Genomic DNA, 222 nt, shown 5'->3' on the forward strand with positions numbered 1-222 from the left:
CGCTTACCACTTTGTGATTCATGACTGGGGTGAAGTCGTAACAAGGTAACCGTAGGGGAACCTGCGGTTGGATCACCTCCTTACCTGAAGATACTTTCCCGCGAAGTGCTCACACAGATTGTCTGATAGAAAAGTAACGAGCAGAAAAAACCTCTACAGGCTTGTAGCTCAGGTGGTTAGAGCGCACCCCTGATAAGGGTGAGGTCGGTGGTTCAAGTCCAC

General features: G+C 50.0%; 1 rRNA gene. It reads left to right on the top strand.

Annotated elements, in window-relative coordinates:
• Positions 1–83: ribosomal RNA gene (locus tag F3J41_RS23275) — 16S ribosomal RNA — on the top strand; the annotation flags it as partial.
• Between the last annotated feature and the right edge of the window lie 139 nt (positions 84–222).

The sequence above is a fragment of the Pantoea sp. Ap-870 genome (genome assembly GCF_011752515.1).
Classification (GTDB): Bacteria; Pseudomonadota; Gammaproteobacteria; order Enterobacterales; family Enterobacteriaceae; genus Pantoea; species Pantoea dispersa.